This is a genomic window from Tepidibacillus sp. HK-1 (assembly GCF_001748485.2).
In the GTDB taxonomy this organism is placed as follows: Bacteria; Bacillota; Bacilli; order Tepidibacillales; family Tepidibacillaceae; genus Tepidibacillus_B; species Tepidibacillus_B infernus.
Genome location: NZ_BDGM02000065.1, coordinates 1 through 360 on the forward strand (window position 1 = coordinate 1; position 360 = coordinate 360).

The following is a 360-nucleotide window of genomic DNA, read 5'->3' on the forward strand; positions in this document are numbered from 1 at the left end:
TACCAAGCTTAATCCATTTACTGAAAACATATGGTGCGGACGAAGGGATTTGAACCCCCACGATATTTCTACCACTAGAACCTGAATCTAGCGCGTCTGCCGATTCCGCCACGTCCGCGTAAAATTCCACAGTTTTGCATATAAATTTTAAGCGCATATAGCCTAAAGCACTGGTACATGTAGTGTTTTAGGCTAATTTTATTTTTATTTTATTAAAAATTTTTATAGCGAATATATATATTCCGAGTTCTAGATAGGAGGATGTGTATGTATCTTAAAAAAACTCGTCAAAAAAATGGTCGTATCTTTTTATCCATTGTGGATGGTTATTATGATAAGGACAAAGGACACTCCAGAACC

At 36.1% G+C, this 360-nt stretch carries 1 tRNA gene; it reads right to left on the reverse strand.

The annotated features are described in order from the left end of the window. Positions 1-31 precede the first annotated feature (31 nt). Positions 32-118, reverse strand: a tRNA-Leu gene (locus tag BEN26_RS13855). Between the last annotated feature and the right edge of the window lie 242 nt (positions 119-360).